Consider the following 17,744-nt stretch of genomic DNA (forward strand, 5'->3'; position numbering starts at 1 on the left):
TAGATTATTATAAATGCCTCTGTAATTAATGTTCAGTGGGATACTATGAATTATAATAAATACATTTATAGTTTATATTTCAAAAAAAACACAAATAAATGTATAATAATATTGCTGTTTGGAAATAATAACCAATAGAGGTGATACAATGAAAAAGAAGATGGTATTATTAGTATTATTCATTTTTTTAGGGGTTATAGTTTTCTTTACTAGTTATTTAGTAACTTCTAGATATTATGATTACAAGCATAAAGATGATTTTCAACAACCTGTTTATAATGTAGATGGTAGCTATTTGAAGGATGAGGTAAAGATTATATTAAAGACAAAAAATAAAGGAAGTAATGATTTTATTGTAGATAAGGAGATTACTGTTAAGGAATTAAAGGATACTCTAAACAGTAAAAAAGAAGTTAAGAAAGATGATATTGCTAGTTATTTTGCTACTTATAATTATAAAATTGATAATATTCAAAGTTCACAAGTTGTTTTAACTAGAGATTCTATAACAAAACTAAAGTCTAATAAGTACTATATTGGAGAATTTAATGGATACTTTGCTATTTATAAGACTGGTGACGATGGTGTACCTTTTATAGAAGATCCACAAAGAGATGTCTTTATAAATATGAGAAAGGTAGCATCTTATGGAACAGAAACTAGAAATAGAATCTTAAATTTTCAAAGGGAATTTGATACAAAAGATGATGCAGAAGAATCCATAAGTGAATATAACTAAGTAAAAGCCTCAATAAATTTAGAGGCTTTTTACTTGTGATTAAAATTGAATGCACTCGATGCCTATACAATTTTACATTCTACTATTTCGCAAATTCACAAATTGAAGTTTTGTTAAAGCTGAGCAGACTTGATGCCTGGTCAGTTTTGTTTTTAATAAGATTATTAAACCTAAGGCGATTACTTAGAAAATTTCTTTGTGTAGAAAGTAATATAATGTAATGGCTGTTATACATTTTTGTTTTAATTATTGATAAATAAAACCTAAAATGTTAAAGTATAATGTAGGTTTTTGAGCATTTTTCGGAGGTGCTAAAATATGTATGAATATATAGTTGGAGATTTTATAGGAATCAATAGAGATTATGTGGTTATTGAGAACAATGGAATTGGGTATAGAGTTTTTACTTCAGGAGGCACTATTGCAGGAATGCCAAAGGTTGGTGAAAAGGTTACACTATTTTTAGAACAAATAGTTAGGGAAGATTTTATTGGGCTTTATGGATTTTTAACAAAAGAAGAACTTGATATGTTTAAGCTTCTGTTAACTATAAATGGTGTTGGTGCTAAAGCAGCACTGTCGCTTTTATCAATAAGTACAGTTGTGAATCTAAAGTATGCCATAATAATAGGAGATGAAAAGCAAATAACTAGAGCTCCAGGGATAGGGAAAAAGATTGCTCAGAGAATCATTCTTGAGCTTAAGGATAAATTAAATTCAGAAGATCTTATAAAGTCTAATGATATTAATGTGTTAGTTAATGATGATATTTATGCAAGTAACTTAGCAGAGGCTCTTGGGGCTTTAATTGCATTAGGATATACTGAAAAGGAAGCACAGAAAGTTCTTCAAAGTGTGGATAAGAGTGATACCCTTGAAAATATGATTAAAAATTGTTTAAAAATGCTTATGAATTAGGGGGTGAATTTTGTTGGAGGAGAGAATAATAACTTCAAGCCCACTGGAGGAGGATTTAGGACAAGAATACAGTTTGAGGCCTCAGAGGTTAAGTGAGTATATTGGGCAGGATAAGGTTAAGGAAAGACTAAATATTTTTATTCAAGCAGCAAAAAATAGAAATGAGTCATTGGATCATGTACTTTTATATGGTCCTCCAGGTTTAGGGAAAACTACATTAGCAAATATTATAGCTAAAGAAATGAAAGGAAACTTAAAGATAACTTCAGGCCCTGCAATTGAGAGAGCCGGAGACTTAGCAGCAATTCTTACAACTTTAAGTGATAATGACGTGTTATTTATTGATGAAATCCATAGACTTAATAGAAGTGTTGAGGAGATACTTTATCCAGCTATGGAAGATTATGCATTAGATATAGTTATTGGTAAAGGAGCAGCGGCAAAATCTATAAGAATTGATCTGCCTAAGTTTACTCTTATAGGTGCAACTACAAGAGTTGGTATGTTAACTTCACCTTTAAGAGATAGATTTGGTGTGCTTTGTTCAATGGAATACTATACTAATACGGAGTTAAAAGAGATTATTGTTAGGTCTTCTGCTATTTTAGGATGTGATGCTACTGAAGAGGGAGCTTATGAAGTAGCAAAGAGATCTAGGGGAACTCCTAGAATAGCTAATAGACTTTTAAAGAGGGTAAGAGACTATTCTGAAGTAAAAGGTAATTCGGTAATAAATTATGAAACAGCTAAAGCTGCTCTTGAGTTGCTAGAGGTAGATAGTGAAGGGTTCGATAGAATAGATAATAAGATTTTAGAGGCAATAATAGATAACTTCAATGGAGGTCCTGTTGGTATAGAAACACTTTCTTATTTTATTGGGGAAGAATTAGATACCATAGAAGATGTGTATGAGCCATATCTACTTCAAAGAGGTTTTGTTGTGAGAACTTCAAGGGGAAGAATGGCCACTGATAAAGCATACAAGCACTTGGGGAGAAGTAGTGAGTTGCAACAAAAGGATAAAAGACAGTTTAGATTATTTGACAAATGATAGGAGAAGGTGAGACTATGAAAGTTAATGATTTTTATTTCCACTTACCAGAAGAGCTTATTGCACAACATCCATTAAAGGAAAGAGATACCTCGAGGCTTATGGTATTGGATAGGGCCACAGGTGAAATAGAGCATAAAGTTTTTCATGATATTCTAGAATATCTCAAAGAAGGAGATACTTTAGTATTAAATAATACAAGGGTGCTTCCAGCAAGACTTATTGGTGAAAAAGAAGATACTGGTGGAAAGATTGAATTTCTTTTGCTTAAGAGAATCACAGGCGATAAGTGGGAATGTCTTGCAAAACCCGGAAAAAGGGCGAGGGTTGGTACGATATTTACTTTTGGTGATGGTATACTTAAAGCAGAAGTTAAAGAAATCAAAGAGGAAGGCAATAGAATTATAGAATTTAGTTATGATGGTATTTTTGAAGAAGTTCTTGATAGTTTAGGTCAAATGCCTCTTCCGCCATATATACACGAAAGACTTGAAGATAAAGAAAGATATCAGACTGTATACTCTAAAGAAAAGGGGTCTGCAGCAGCTCCCACAGCAGGTCTTCATTTTACAGAGGAGTTATTAAAGAAGATACAGGAAAGAGGGGTTAAAATTGCATATTTAACACTTCATGTTGGTCTTGGAACCTTTAGACCTGTAAAGGTTGAAAATATTGAGCAACATAATATGCATTCAGAGTTTTATCAACTTTCCAAAGAGTCAGCAGAAATAATAAATGATACTAAAAGAAAAGGAAATAGAGTTATAGCGGTAGGTACAACTTCTACAAGAACTCTTGAAACCATAGCAGATGAAAATGGATTTATGAGAGAAACTAATGGATGGACCAATATATTTATATATCCAGGGTATAGATTTAAAGTAGTAGATGCCCTCATAACTAATTTCCATCTTCCAGAGTCTACTCTTATAATGCTGGTTAGCGCTCTTGCTGGCAAAGAAAATGTAATGAATGCATACAATACAGCTGTTAAGGAAGGATATAGATTCTTTTCTTTTGGAGACGCTATGTTTATTAAGTAAGTAATTAAATAAAGAATTAAGTTATTAAATTTATAAGTAAATAAATTATAAGTTTAGAAATAAGCATACAAAACTTCAATCCTTAGACAATTCATGAAAATAGCCTCGACTTAAATAAAATTTAATAGGCATCGAGCCTATTAAATTTGAGCAAATTTCACTTTGTGAAATTGCAGCATGCAATGCTTTTTCATGAATTATAATTCAGTTATGAAGTTGTGTATCTATAGTATGTTTTATTTATGATTTAGCAAAGGATGTGAATGGCTTGGTTAAAAAGTATACTCTTTTAAAGAAAGATGGAGAAGCTAGAAGAGGAAAACTTGAAACTCCTCATGGGATTATTCAAACCCCTGTATTTATGAATGTTGGAACATTAGCAGCTATAAAAGGTGCTGTATCATCTATGGATTTAAAGGAAATAGAATGTCAAGTGGAACTTTCTAATACATATCATCTTCACTTAAGACCTGGAGATAAGGTTGTTAAAAATATGGGTGGATTACATAAGTTTATGAATTGGGATAGACCTATTCTTACTGATTCAGGAGGATTTCAAGTATTTTCCCTTTCAGGTATGAGAAAGATTAAAGAAGAAGGAGTTTATTTTAATTCACATATTGATGGTAGAAAAATATTTATGGGACCAGAAGAAAGTATGCAAATTCAAAGCAATCTTGCATCCACTATTGCGATGGCTTTTGATGAGTGCATTCCTAACCCGTCTACAAGAGATTATGTAAATAAGTCTGTTGCTAGAACTACTAGATGGCTTGAAAGATGCAAGGTTGAGATGGAGAGATTGAACTCCTTAGAAGATACTATAAATAAAGAACAAATGCTTTTTGGTATAAATCAAGGTGGCATATATGAAGATATAAGAATTGAGCATGCTAAAACTATTACTAAGTTCGACTTAGATGGTTATGCTATTGGTGGTTTAGCAGTTGGGGAAACTCACGAAGAAATGTATAGAATTATTGATGCAGTTGTACCATATCTGCCACAAGAAAAACCAATTTACCTAATGGGGGTTGGACTTCCAAGTAACATACTTGAAGCAGTTTCAAGGGGAGTTGATTTCTTTGATTGTGTTCTTCCAGCAAGAAATGGAAGACATGGTCATGTGTTCACAAAGGAAGGAAAGATAAATATAATGAATGCAAAATATGAATTGGATGGAAGACCTATAGATGAAGGCTGCGAATGTCCGGCTTGTAAGCATTATACAAGAGCATACATAAGACACTTATTTAAAGCAAAAGAGATGTTAGCTATGAGATTATGTGTTCTACATAATTTATATTTCTATAATAAGCTTATGGGAGATATAAGAACTGCTATTGATGGCGGTTATTTCCAAGATTTTAAGAAACAAAAGCTTGAAGAATGGGGCGGAAAAGCGTAATATAGTATATGTGCTGAAATAATTTGTCAGAGGAGGTTTTTTTATGCAAGGGTTTGTACAATTATTACCACTTATAGTAGTATTCGTTGTTTTTTATGCTTTCTTAATTATTCCTGAGAGAAAAAGAAAGAAAAAGTATGATGAAATGCTTAATAACTTAAAAGTAAACGATGAAATACTGACTAAAGGTGGAATTATTGGAAAGATAATTAATCTAAAAGATGATTATATAATACTTGAAAGTGGTCCTGATAAATCTAGATTAAAGATATCAAAGCATGGAATTGCTAATGCTTTAAATAAAAAAGAAGAAAATAAATAGTATATAACACCTTCTATTTACATAAATATGTAGTAAATAGGGGGTGTTTGTTTATGAATTGGAATAAATACATAGGAAGTGTAACTAAAGGAGTACTGAGAGCTATCATAGCAACTGTATTTTTGGTAATTGTATTAAGTATTTGCATGAGTTTTGTATTTCCTAACATAAAGACTTTAAGTGTTGCTTGGGTAGTAATTACCTGCATAAGCATATTGTTAGGTTCAGTTTATGCAGCTAGAAAAAATGGGGAAAAAGGATGGTTTGTAGGATTAGGAGTAGCCTTTCTTTATTACATAGGACTCTTAATTCTGTCTGCTGTTTTTAAGGATATGATTAATTTTACTATTGCTGATATTTATAGAATGTTAATTGCATTGGTAATTGGTGTATTATCTGGTATGTTAGGAATAAATATTTAATAAAGTCTTTATTATGGTAATCTTTTATGTTATAATAACCTAAGTAATTGAATAGAATGGAGGAGTATGAAATGAAGCATATTAAGACAATTAATAAGTCAAGCTTAAAAAATAGCTTATGCAAACCAGGATGTAAAGAATGTGCTAATTCATGCCAATCAGCATGTAAGACTTCATGTACAGTTGCAAATTTAGCTTGTGAAAATTAATTATAAAATGTAAATTGTGGCAGTAACTATTATGTTACTGCCATAAATTTAGTTGGGAGGAAATAAAAATTGACATTAATCCATAAATTTGTTCAAGATAATGATCATTATGTTATAGATGTTAACTCAGGGAGTCTTCATATAGTTGACAAGCTTATATACGACCTTGTTGATAAGAAAGAATTAAAGGGTAAGGATGAATTGATTCAGAAATTTCAAGGAGCATACAGCAGTGAAGAAATTGAAGAAGCTTATGAAGATCTTCAAGAACTGATAAATGAGGGAATGCTATATTCATCAGATCTTTATGAAGATATAGCTATGAATGATAAATCAGAGAACTATATTAAAGCTTTATGTTTAAATGTAGTACATGACTGTAATCTAAGATGTAAATATTGTTTTGCTGACGAGGGAGAGTATAAGGGCTGCAGAAAACCTATGTCTTCTGAAGTAGGTAAGAAGGCAATTGACTTTGTTATAGCAAAGTCTGGTCCTAGAAAAAATATAGAAGTTGATCTTTTTGGTGGGGAACCTTTAATGGTGTTTAATACTATTAAGGAAATAGTAGATTATGCTAGGATCCAAGAAAAGATTTTTAATAAAAATATAAGATTTACAATGACAACTAATGCTACATTGTTAAATGACGAAATAATGGAATATATTGATAAAAATATGGGCAATATAGTATTATCTATAGATGGTAGAAAGAGCGTTAATGATGCTGTAAGAGTAAGGTTTGACGGTAGTGGAAGTTATGACAGAATACTTCCTAATATTAAGAAAATGGTTGAAAAAAGAGATAAATCAAAGCAGTATTATGCTAGAGGTACCTTTACAAGAAATAATACTGATTTCTTTGAAGATGTTATGGCACTTGCAAATGAAGGTTTCCAAGAAATTTCTGTAGAACCGGTAGTTTTGCCAGATGAACATGAGCTTTCACTAAGAAGAGAAGACCTTCCAATGATATTTGAACAATACGATAAGATTTATACAGAAATGGTGGAAAGACATAAACAAGGAAAAGAAGTATTTAAATTTTATCATTTTAATATAGATTTAAATGGAGGTCCTTGTGTATATAAGAGAATCTCTGGATGTGGAGCAGGTCATGAATATGTGGCTATAACACCAGATGGAGAGGTATATCCATGTCATCAATTTGTAGGCAATAAGGATTTTCTTTTAGGCAGTATATATAATGGAGAAATAAATAAAGAGATTTCAAACAATTTTAAAGCAGCACACATATACAATAAACCAATATGTAGAGAATGCTGGGCAAGATTCTACTGTAGTGGTGGATGCCAAGCAAATAACTTTAACTTTAATGGAGATATTCACATACCTTATGAAATAGGATGTGAAATGCAAAAGAAGAGAATTGAATGTGCTATTGCTTTAAAGGCTAAAATGATGGAAGAATAATTTATTTCTGTTTTATTATTTTTATAGAAAGTAATTTAATTATAGTATGAGAATTAACAGAGGGGGATAGCAATGAAAACAAAAGTAAGAAGTTCAGTACTTTTTCTTCTAAGTTTTGCTATTATAGTTTTTTTAGCTTTTGCAGGCTTTAAGGGTTTTGTTTTTGGTTGGGGAGAAAATCAGTGGCAATTTAAGTCTTTTGATCAAACAATAACAAAAGGATTAGACTTACAAGGTGGAGTTTCGGTTCTTATGGAAATACAAAGCGATAAGGTATCGAAGAATGACCTTGAGAAGACTAAAGAGCTTTTAGCTCTTAGAGTAAACAAAGTTGGTGTTGCTGAAACGGTTGTTACAACTGAAGGTGAAAAAAGAATAAGGATAGATATACCTGGTAAATATGATTCGAAATCTATTGTTGATACATTAAGTAAAACTGGTGAACTTAAATTTCTAGATCCAGACAAGAATGTTATTCTTACTGGAAAGGATGTTAAAGAAGCTACAACTGGTGTAGAACAACAAACTGGTCAACCAATCGTCTCGCTTGAACTTACTGATGAAGGTAAGAAAAAGTTTGCTGATGCAACTACTAAGCTTGTTGGACAGAGTATAGCAATTACTATGGATGAAGAACAACTTACTAATCCTGTTGTTAGAGAACCGATTATTGATGGAAAAGCACAGATTTCTGGTAGTACGTCAATTGAAGAAGCGAAAAAATTAGCAGGTGTTATAAATTCAGGAGCGCTTCCAGTACCAGTTAAAACTGCTTCTGTTAAAACAGTTGGGGCTCAATTAGGAGCAAATGCTCTTCCTAATGCTATGAAAGCTGCAGCTATAGGGATAGGAATTATATTTTTATTTATGATTATTTACTACAGAATTCCTGGTTTTTTAGCTTGTATTGCATTAACATTATACATTTCACTAGTGCTTTATACTTTTGTTTCTGTAGGAGCAACACTTACACTTCCAGGTATCGCTGGTTTCCTACTAACCATTGGTATGGCAGTTGATGCTAATGTACTTATTTTTGAAAGAATTAGAGAAGAACTTAGAGCGGGTAAATCGGCTAAGGCTTCTATTCAGAGTGGATCTCATAATGCCTTATCATCAATACTAGACTCAAATTTAACTACGATTATAGCAGCTTTAATTTTATACTATTTGGGATCTGGCCCAGTTAAAGGCTTCGCCCTAACTTTATTGATTGGTGTAATTATAAGTATGTTTACAGCAATAATTATAACAAGATTATTTGTTAATCTAGCTGTAAATATGGGGATATTAAATAAACCATCATTGTTTGGTGTTAAAAGGGGGTAGGAGCTAATGTTAAGAATAATAGAAAAGACAAAGATATGGTTTATAGCTTCTTTTCTACTTATCGTTATAGGGATTGGATTTATTGCGGTAAGAGGGTTGAATTTTGGCATAGATTTCAAGGGTGGTACTGAGATTGTTATAGATATGGGGAAAGAGTTTAATAAAGCAGAAGTTGATGATGTTATAAAAAAATATTCTCCAGAGGCAATAACTAATACGGTAGAAACGACTCAATTAGCAATAAAAGCTAATAACCTTGATGCTGGTAAGGTGTCAGAACTTGTTAAGGAATTAAGTGATAAATATAAACTTGGAGATAAAGCATTAGTCTCACAGAATGAAATAGGGGCATCTGTTGGTAAGGAGCTTAGTAAAAATTCATTAATAGCTCTAGGTATCGCGGTTTTAGGTATGCTTATATATGTTGGGTTTAGATTTGAGTTGAATTTTGGAATAGCAGCTATTTTAGCGCTGCTGCATGACGTTTTAATGACTATAAGTATTTATGCTATTTTCAATGTTCCTGTAAATTCTCCATTTATAGCTGCCATATTAACTATAATTGGTTATTCTATTAATGATACAATAGTTATATTCGATAGAATTAGAGAAAATAATAAGAAGATGAGAAGAGCTGATTCAGTAGAGATAGCGAACAAAAGTGTTACTGAAACTATGGCAAGGTCCATAAATACTACATTGACTACATTAATAACAATTACAGCAGTGTATTTCTTTGTTCCAACTGTTAGAGAGTTTGCATTTCCTTTGATTATTGGAATAGTTTCAGGAGCATACTCCTCAATATTCATCGCCAGCCCAATCTGGGTTATGTTAAAGAAAAGAAAGGCAAAATTAGTTTAATTCTGACAAATTGTTGATTGAATTATAGTTAAAATCAAACCTTCAGTTTTTAACTGGAGGTTTGTTCTATTTTATCCAAAAATGTTTGTCAAAAGTGTTTTTTTAAATTATAATATACTTGTTTTCTATATTTATGGAGGAGTTAGTCATGGAGAAATTTTGGGAGCGTATATATCGCCCTAATTACATTACAGGTTATAATCCTTTTATAATAAAGAATATGAATAAAGCCATTGAAAGAATGGTTGAAGCTATAAACCATAGAGAGAAGATAGTAATATACGGAAGTTGTGATGTTGATGGGATATGTGGATTAGCATCATTACTATTAATACTTAAATATGTAAATGCCGATGTAGAGTATTACATAGACGAAGGGACGGGCATTTCTCATACCCTTGATACTGATGCACTAAAGAATCACGTTCATTTTTTAGGTGCTCAGCTGTTGATAACTATAGGTTGTGGATTAAAATCTCAAGAACAAGAATATTTATGTAGAGAACTGGGTATAGATTTAATAATTACTGAAAATAAAAAAATGAAGGCAAATAATGGTGCAATTTATATAAACCCAAGTCAACAGGGGTGTTCATATAGGTATAAAAATCTTTCCTCGTGTGGGGTAGCTTTTAAGTTAATGCAGGCTATAGCAATTTATTATAATATGAAGAGTGTTAATAGGTATTTAGATTTAATTATCGTTGGTGCTATGTCTGCTAGAGTAGAAAATACAGGTGAAAATAGAGTGTTGTTAAAAGAAGGATTAAAGTATCTGAAGGAAACTAACAATTATGGCCTTAGAGCAATAATGGATTTTTATAACATAAAAGAAGTTAATGAGGATAGTATCCATAAGATGATAGACGTAATTACTCCTACCATAAGTGCCGTAGGCAAAAAGGATAATGCTAGAATTGTTGTGGAATTACTAACAACCAATGATAAATACCGAGCAGAACAAATAACTAAGTATCTTTATAGTGAAAGAAATAGGTGATACTTACATATATTAAATAAATTATATGCAGGAGGTATAAATATGGATCTTAAGCAAACAATTAGAACAATTGAAGGATTCCCAAAAGAAGGAATTAGCTTTAAAGATATTACTACACTTATTGGTAACGGTGAAGCTCTTAAGTACTCAGTTGATGAATTTGTTAATTACTTAAAGGATAAAAAGATCGATGTAGTGGTTGGACCAGAGGCAAGAGGTTTTATTTTTGGTGTACCAGTAGCATATGCTTTAGGTGTTGGATTTGTTCCAGTTAGAAAAAAAGGAAAGCTTCCAGCAGATACAGTAGCTGTTGAGTACGATTTAGAATATGGAAAAGATTGTTTAGAAATTCACAAGGATGCTATAAAACCAGGTCAAAGAGTAGCAATAATTGATGATCTACTAGCTACTGGTGGAACAATTGGTGCAGTTGCTAAACTTGTAGAACAAGTTGGTGGAGAAGTAGCTTCTTTATTATTTACAATCGAATTAACTGAATTAAATGGAAGAGAAAAGTTAAATAAATATGATATTATGTCATTAATTGAATACGATATATAATTTATTGAAAAAATATATATTATATAATATAATATTGGATATATGGCTGGTTATATAACCAGCCATTGACTTTAAAGAGAATATTATCAATTAGAAATGGGGAGAGTAATCCAGATGCTTAAAGACTTAATTGAAAAAATTAAAGTTAATGGAAATAATGTAGATATAAGCTTGGTTGAAAAAGCATATAATCTTGCTTCAAATGCTCATAAAGATCAAAAGAGAGAATCTGGGGAACCTTATATTATTCATCCAGTAAGCGTAGCTATGTTATTAGCTGAGATGGGAATGGATACAAATTCCATAGTAGCTGGATTACTCCATGATGTTATAGAAGATACGAATTATACTTATCATGATATTAAGACATTATTTAATGTAGAAGTTGCAGATTTAGTTGAAGGTGTTACTAAACTTGGAAAGATAAAGTACAAGACTAAGGAAGAGCAACAGGCCGATAATGTAAGAAAAATGCTTTTAGCAATGGCTAAAGATATTAGAGTAATAATCATAAAGTTAGCAGATAGACTTCACAATATGAGAACTCTTAAATTTATGCCTGTGGAGAAGCAAAAGGAGAAAGGTAAGGAAACGTTAGATATATACGCTCCTTTAGCTCATAGATTAGGTATATCTAAGATTAAGTGGGAATTAGAGGATTTAGCATTCCGTTATCTTCACCAAGAGGAATATTATGATTTAGTAAAACAAATTGCAGAAAAAAGAGTAGAGCGAGAAAAGTATATATCAGAAATAATTGTTGATTTAAAAAGTAATCTTGAAAACGCTGGCATAGATAGTGACATAGAGGGTAGACCAAAACATTTTTATAGTATATATAGCAAGATGATTAACAAAAATAAAAACATTGAGCAGATTTTCGATCTTACTGCTATAAGAATACTTGTGAACTCAGTTAAAGATTGCTATGCATCTTTAGGAATTGTTCATACTATCTATAAGCCTATCCCTGGAAGATTTAAGGATTATATAGCAATGCCAAAACCTAACATGTATCAATCTCTCCATACAACTGTAATAGGTCCACAAGGAAAAACTTTCGAAATTCAAATAAGAACCTTTGAAATGCATAAAACTGCTGAGTATGGTATTGCAGCTCATTGGAAGTATAAAGACGGTGGTTCCGAAGGTGGTAAAGAAAACAGTTTTGAAACAAAACTTTCATGGTTAAGAGATATGCTTGAGTGGCAAAAGGAAACTTCTGATGCTGAAGAATTTATAGAAGGTTTTAAGGTAGATTTATTTTCAGATGAAATATTTGTATTTACGCCAAAGGGTGTGGTTATAAATCTTCCTATGGAAGCTACGCCAATAGACTTTGCATATAAGATACATACTGACGTAGGGAATAAGTGCATCGGTGCAAAGGTAAATGGTAAAATGGTTCCATTAGATTGCAAACTTAAAACTGGAGAGATTGTTGAAATATTAACATCATCTGTAGCGAAGGGTCCTAATATTGATTGGTTAAATATTGCAAAGAGTAACCAGGCTAAGAGTAAGATAAAACAGTGGTTTAAAAGAGCGAAAAGGGAAGAAAATGCTGATAAAGGTAAAGATTTAATTGAAAGAGAAGCTAAGAAACAGCTTGTTAATTTTACTGACCTTCTAAAAGGTGAGGGATATGAAAAACTTCTTAAACGATATAATTTCCATAATATTGATGATATCTATGCTTCAGTTGGAATTGGTATGATCTCAGCTTCAGTAATAATTTCTAAGTTAAAAGAATACTGTTTATCAGAAAAGCAGCCTTTAACTCAAGAACAAATAAATAAAAATATTGAAGAACATATTTCAAAAGGTGAAAAAATACATAAAAAGCAAAGTAATTATGGCGTGACAGTAAAGGGATTAAACAATATTATGGTCAGATTTGCCAAGTGTTGCAATCCTGTTCCTGGGGATGAAATAGTAGGATATATAACAAGAGGAAGAGGGGTTTCTGTTCATAGAAAAGATTGTAGTAATTTAAAGGCAATTATGCAAGAAGGTGTTGCTAAGATAGTAGAAGTCACCTGGGGTGAAGCTAAGGGTGCGTATATTGCTGAAGTACAACTTAGGGCAGAAGATAGAATGGGACTTCTAGCAGATACTATGGCTATAATAACTGAGTGTAAACTTTACCTAAATTCAGTAAATGCACATCCTACTAAGGGCAATCAAGCTTTAATAAATATAAAGGTAAAGATAGATAATATAGAACAGCTTAATGAACTTATGAGAAAGTTAAGAAGACTTAGAGGTGTATCTGACGTATATAGAGTAAATAGTTAAGTTATAAGTTCAGTTATGAGGTTGTATATGTATATTTACAATTTTTATAAGAGGATGTGTATAGATGAGAGCTGTAGTACAAAGGGTAAAAAGATCTTCAGTTAGAGTTAATGGAGAAGTAGTTGGAAAGATTGAAAAAGGATTTAATGTACTTCTTGGAATTTCTAAGGAAGATACTTTAGAAGACTTAAAGTATATTAAGGATAAAATTATAAACTTGAGAGTATTTGAAGATGAAAGTGGTAAAATGAATCTATCTTTACAAGATGTAAAAGGAGAACTTCTCTTAATTTCCCAGTTTACGCTTTATGGTGATTGTAGAAAAGGAAGAAGGCCTAGCTTTATGGATGCTCTTGGTGGAGAGGAAGCAGAAGATCTTTATATAGAGTTTGTAAATATGTGTAAAGAAGAGAATATCAATATTGAAACTGGAATTTTTGGTGCGGATATGGAAGTAGAAATTATCAATGATGGACCAGTAACGTTGCTGCTTGAAAGCAAAAGAACTTTTTAAGGGACGTGGTAATTATTAATTACCACGTGCAGAATAAGGAGTGTAAAGAGGGCGACAATTAATAATTGTCGGTGCTAATAAGGAATATAAGGAGCGCGACAATTGATAATTGTCGTGTGCTAATAAGGAATACAAGGAGGAGCCTATGGTTATTAAAATTATACCAGCTGGAATTTATGGAGCAAACTGCTATGTGTTGATGGATGAGGATAGTAAGGAAGCTGTGATTTTAGATCCAGGTGGAGATAGTGATATTATAATAAAAAATATTGAAACTTTAGGTGGTAAACCTAAGTATATACTTTTAACTCACGGACATGTTGATCATGTGGATGGTGTAATGGATATTAAAGATAAGTATAATATTCCTTATTATATAAATAAGGAAGATGAAACATTTATAGAAAAAGGTACTTATATATATGGAAGACTTCCAAAAGCTGATGGATACCTGAAAGAAGGAGACACACTAACTTTTGGCAAGGAAAAGATACAGTGTATCCATACTCCAGGTCATACCCCAGGAGGAATGTGCTTTTTAATAGGGGATAAGGTATTTACAGGAGATACTTTATTTCAAGAATCTATTGGAAGAACGGATTTCGAAGGTGGAAATTACAATGAGATTATTTCAAGTATTAATAACAGGCTGATTCCTTTAGGGGATAAAGTAGAAGTTTATCCAGGACATGGACCAAAGACAAGTATTTTACAAGAGAGAACAAGGAATCCTTTTTTAAATAACTCTTTTTTACTATAGAGGAGAAATTATGGAGATAAAAGTATCTTTAAATAATGAAAAATTTAGATATGATATATATCAAATGTTCAATATATTCTTCACTTTCCATGACATTTCTTTTGTCAAGGAAGGGGAAGATTTTTCTGTTGTTATAGAAGATAACCAAGTTTATTTAAAATACAAAACAAGCAGCTATACTGAATCTTTAGATAATGAAGGAACAAAAGAACAAATAAAGAGATTTATATTTAAAGTTCTTTCTGATATCACAGGCGATAAATATCCTTGGGGAACAATGGTGGGTATAAGACCAAGTAAAATAGCGTTTAATCTACTGGAAAAAGATAAAAATGAACAAGAAATAGTAGATTATTATAAGAAAAATTATCTTGCTTCTGAAGAAAAAGCTCGTCTGTGTTTAGAAGTTGCAAGATATGAACAGAAACTTGTAAATAGAGAAGAGAAAAATATAAGTATATACATTGGCATGCCTTTTTGTCCTACAAGATGCTTATATTGCTCCTTTGCATCAAATCCAATCTCAGGTTGCAAGAGTTTAGTAGATCCATATTTGAATGCGTTATCTTTTGAAATTAAGAAGATAAAGGAGTACATAAGTCAAAAAGGATTAAATATAGAGACAGTATATTTTGGTGGCGGAACACCAACTGCTGTAGATAACGAGCAGTTTGAAATCCTTATGGAGCAAATTTATGAAGGTTTCATTAAGGAAAGAGGAGTGAAGGAATTCACTGTGGAGTGTGGAAGGCCTGATAGTATTACTAAAAAGAAGTTAGAGGCCATGAAGAGATTTCAAGTGACAAGAATAAGTATAAATCCTCAGACAATGAATGATGATACTTTAAAAGGTATAGGACGTAACCATTCAGTTGAAGATGTTATAGAAAAATTTAGTTTGGCAAGAGAACTTGGATTTGATAACATAAACATGGATATCATAGTAGGATTACCAAATGAAGGATTAAATTACATAAGAAAAACCTGTGATAACATATTTAAACTTAATCCAGAAAGTCTTACTGTACATGGAATGTCTATAAAAAGAGCCTCAAAACTTCATGAAAATCTTGTTTTAAAACAGGAAGTATCAATTCCTTTACAAAAGGAATTAAATGAAATGTATGAAGAAACAAAGAACTTAGCAGAACAGTTAGATATGCATCCATACTATATGTATCGTCAAAAGAACATGGTAGGCAATATGGAAAATGTAGGCTATTCAAAAGAGGGAAAGGAATGTGTATACAACATTCAAATGATAGAAGATAAGCAGACAATAATAGCCTTAGGTGCAGATGCAGTTTCTAAGGTAGTTTTTCTAGAGGAAAATAGAATAGAACGTTTTGGAAATGTTAAAGATGTAAAAGAGTATGTAAATAGAGTAGAAGAAATGGTAGAAGGAAAAATTACTCTTCTTAACACTCTTTATAATAAATATTGAAGTTTATAATTAAATTTATGAGTTTAGGAAAGCCATTGAAAGCCAGGCTATTTGTTACCATTTCACAAAGTGTGATCTGGTTAAGAGTTAATATTCTTGATGCCTGTTAATTTTTATTTTCTAAAACTCATTAAAGATTGAATTTATATATGATAAGTAATAGGAGGGATTAGTATGGCATTGATGCAAGCGCCAAAGGGTACAAAGGATATGCTTCCAAGTGAGGCTTATAAGTGGCATTTTATAGAGAGTAAATTTAGAAAACTTTCAGAAGAGTATGGAATAAGAGAAATAAGAACTCCAATGTTTGAGCATACAGAACTTTTTATAAGAGGAGTTGGAGAAACAACCGATGTTGTTCAAAAAGAAATGTATACATTCGAGGATAAAGGGGGTAGAAGTGTTACCTTAAAGCCAGAAGGAACTGCACCAGCAGTAAGAGCTTTTATAGAAAGCAGTATGTATGCTGATGCTCAGCCAACAAAGCTTTACTATTTTACGCCTGCTTTTAGGTATGAAAATGTTCAGAAAGGAAGATTAAGACAATTTCATCAATTTGGAATTGAAGTATTTGGCTCAAAGGAAGCATCAATAGATGGAGAAATAATATCATTAGCAATGAGAGCACTTGAAGAATTTGGGCTAAATAATCTATCTCTAAATATTAACAGTTTAGGGTGCCCTAAGTGCAGAAGTAATTTTAATGAAGCTTTAAAGGAATACTTAAAACAAAATTATGAAGATATATGTCCAACTTGTAAGTCAAGATTTGATAGAAATCCAATGAGAATTCTAGATTGTAAAGAGAAAAAGTGTAACGATATTACAGCAAAAGCTCCGGTTATTTTAGATTATATCTGTGAAGAGTGTAGTACACATTTTGATGAATTAAAGACATATCTTAATGTGCTTAATATAAAATATAATGTGGATCCATATATAGTAAGAGGCCTTGATTACTATACTAAAACAGTTTTTGAAATTATTCATGATGGACTTACTGTTTGTGGTGGAGGAAGGTATGATAAGTTAATTGAACAAATAGGAGGACCTGATATGCCAGCTTTTGGGTTTGGCTTAGGATTAGAAAGACTTCTTATGATTATAGAAAACCAAGGAGTTACAATTCCAGAACCTGCATTAGTTGACTTATTCATAGGATCAATAGGGGCAAACGCTCATGTAAATTCATTTAAGTTTATTGGTGATTTAAGAAAAAAAGGTATAAAATGTGAATGTGATCACATGAAGAAAAGTGTTAAAGCTCAAATGAAGTATGCAAATAAAATAGGTTCAAGATTTACTATGATCTTAGGAGAAGATGAACTTAATAATAAGATTGCAAGACTTAAGAGAATGAGCGATGGGGAACAGTTTGAAGTAAACTTAGATAATTTAGAGCAAATAATAAATATAATAAATCAGTAG

General features: G+C 31.6%; 18 protein-coding genes. All 18 read left to right on the top strand.

What is annotated here, in order from left to right; genetic code table 11:
* Positions 1-148: 148 nt before the first annotated feature.
* The gene (locus CPJCM30710_RS06445) at positions 149-739 is read left to right on the top strand and encodes a hypothetical protein (RefSeq protein ID WP_212903354.1); all 591 of its coding nucleotides are present in this window, start codon (positions 149-151) and stop codon (positions 737-739) included.
* Between the two features lie 318 nt (positions 740-1,057).
* Entirely contained in the window at positions 1,058-1,657 is a 600-nt protein-coding gene (ruvA, locus tag CPJCM30710_RS06450) for a Holliday junction branch migration protein RuvA (RefSeq protein WP_212903355.1), read from the top strand.
* A 13-nt stretch (positions 1,658-1,670) separates the two neighbouring features.
* Positions 1,671-2,708 (top strand): Holliday junction branch migration DNA helicase RuvB, encoded by a 1,038-nt coding sequence (gene ruvB / locus CPJCM30710_RS06455; protein ID WP_212903356.1) that lies wholly within the window; start codon positions 1,671-1,673, stop codon positions 2,706-2,708.
* A 17-nt stretch (positions 2,709-2,725) separates the two neighbouring features.
* Positions 2,726-3,751 (top strand): tRNA preQ1(34) S-adenosylmethionine ribosyltransferase-isomerase QueA, encoded by a 1,026-nt coding sequence (gene queA / locus CPJCM30710_RS06460; protein ID WP_212903357.1) that lies wholly within the window; start codon positions 2,726-2,728, stop codon positions 3,749-3,751.
* 268 nt (positions 3,752-4,019) lie between these two features.
* Entirely contained in the window at positions 4,020-5,159 is a 1,140-nt protein-coding gene (gene tgt, locus CPJCM30710_RS06465) for a tRNA guanosine(34) transglycosylase Tgt (RefSeq protein ID WP_212903358.1), read from the top strand.
* Positions 5,160-5,202: 43 nt separating this feature from the next.
* On the top strand, positions 5,203-5,481 hold the full coding sequence (gene yajC, locus CPJCM30710_RS06470; protein WP_212903359.1) for a preprotein translocase subunit YajC: 279 nt from the start codon (positions 5,203-5,205) through the stop codon (positions 5,479-5,481).
* Positions 5,482-5,534: 53 nt separating this feature from the next.
* Positions 5,535-5,903: a TIGR04086 family membrane protein gene (locus CPJCM30710_RS06475; protein WP_212903360.1), complete on the top strand. Its 369-nt coding sequence runs from the start codon at positions 5,535-5,537 to the stop codon at positions 5,901-5,903.
* A gap of 71 nt (positions 5,904-5,974) precedes the next feature.
* Positions 5,975-6,112, top strand: a complete 138-nt coding sequence (scfA, locus tag CPJCM30710_RS06480) for a six-cysteine ranthipeptide SCIFF (RefSeq protein WP_021801337.1) — start codon at positions 5,975-5,977, stop codon at positions 6,110-6,112.
* Between the two features lie 69 nt (positions 6,113-6,181).
* Positions 6,182-7,546, top strand: coding sequence for a thioether cross-link-forming SCIFF peptide maturase (gene scfB / locus CPJCM30710_RS06485; protein ID WP_212903361.1), 1,365 nt, complete (start codon positions 6,182-6,184; stop codon positions 7,544-7,546).
* Positions 7,547-7,618: 72 nt separating this feature from the next.
* A complete protein-coding gene (gene secD, locus CPJCM30710_RS06490; protein ID WP_212903362.1) occupies positions 7,619-8,875 on the top strand; it encodes a protein translocase subunit SecD in 1,257 nt (418 codons plus the stop codon).
* A gap of 6 nt (positions 8,876-8,881) precedes the next feature.
* A complete protein-coding gene (gene secF, locus CPJCM30710_RS06495) occupies positions 8,882-9,739 on the top strand; it encodes a protein translocase subunit SecF (protein ID WP_212903363.1) in 858 nt (285 codons plus the stop codon).
* A gap of 148 nt (positions 9,740-9,887) precedes the next feature.
* Positions 9,888-10,739, top strand: a complete 852-nt coding sequence (locus CPJCM30710_RS06500; RefSeq protein WP_212903364.1) for a DHH family phosphoesterase — start codon at positions 9,888-9,890, stop codon at positions 10,737-10,739.
* Between the two features lie 42 nt (positions 10,740-10,781).
* Positions 10,782-11,300, top strand: coding sequence for an adenine phosphoribosyltransferase (locus CPJCM30710_RS06505; RefSeq protein ID WP_212903365.1), 519 nt, complete (start codon positions 10,782-10,784; stop codon positions 11,298-11,300).
* A 114-nt stretch (positions 11,301-11,414) separates the two neighbouring features.
* A complete protein-coding gene (locus CPJCM30710_RS06510) occupies positions 11,415-13,598 on the top strand; it encodes a RelA/SpoT family protein (protein ID WP_212903366.1) in 2,184 nt (727 codons plus the stop codon).
* 64 nt (positions 13,599-13,662) lie between these two features.
* Complete coding sequence (dtd, locus tag CPJCM30710_RS06515; protein ID WP_212903367.1) at positions 13,663-14,112, top strand: D-aminoacyl-tRNA deacylase; 450 nt, start codon at positions 13,663-13,665, stop codon at positions 14,110-14,112.
* Between the two features lie 145 nt (positions 14,113-14,257).
* Positions 14,258-14,872 carry an MBL fold metallo-hydrolase gene (locus CPJCM30710_RS06520; protein WP_212903368.1) on the top strand — a complete coding sequence of 205 codons (615 nt, stop codon included), beginning with the start codon at positions 14,258-14,260 and terminating at the stop codon, positions 14,870-14,872.
* A 10-nt stretch (positions 14,873-14,882) separates the two neighbouring features.
* Positions 14,883-16,316, top strand: a complete 1,434-nt coding sequence (locus tag CPJCM30710_RS06525; protein ID WP_212903369.1) for a coproporphyrinogen III oxidase — start codon at positions 14,883-14,885, stop codon at positions 16,314-16,316.
* Positions 16,317-16,490: 174 nt separating this feature from the next.
* Positions 16,491-17,744 carry a histidine--tRNA ligase gene (hisS, locus tag CPJCM30710_RS06530; protein WP_212903370.1) on the top strand — a complete coding sequence of 418 codons (1,254 nt, stop codon included), beginning with the start codon at positions 16,491-16,493 and terminating at the stop codon, positions 17,742-17,744.

It is taken from the genome of Clostridium polyendosporum, from assembly GCF_018332455.1.
Taxonomy (GTDB): Bacteria; Bacillota; Clostridia; order Clostridiales; family Clostridiaceae; genus Clostridium_AY; species Clostridium_AY polyendosporum.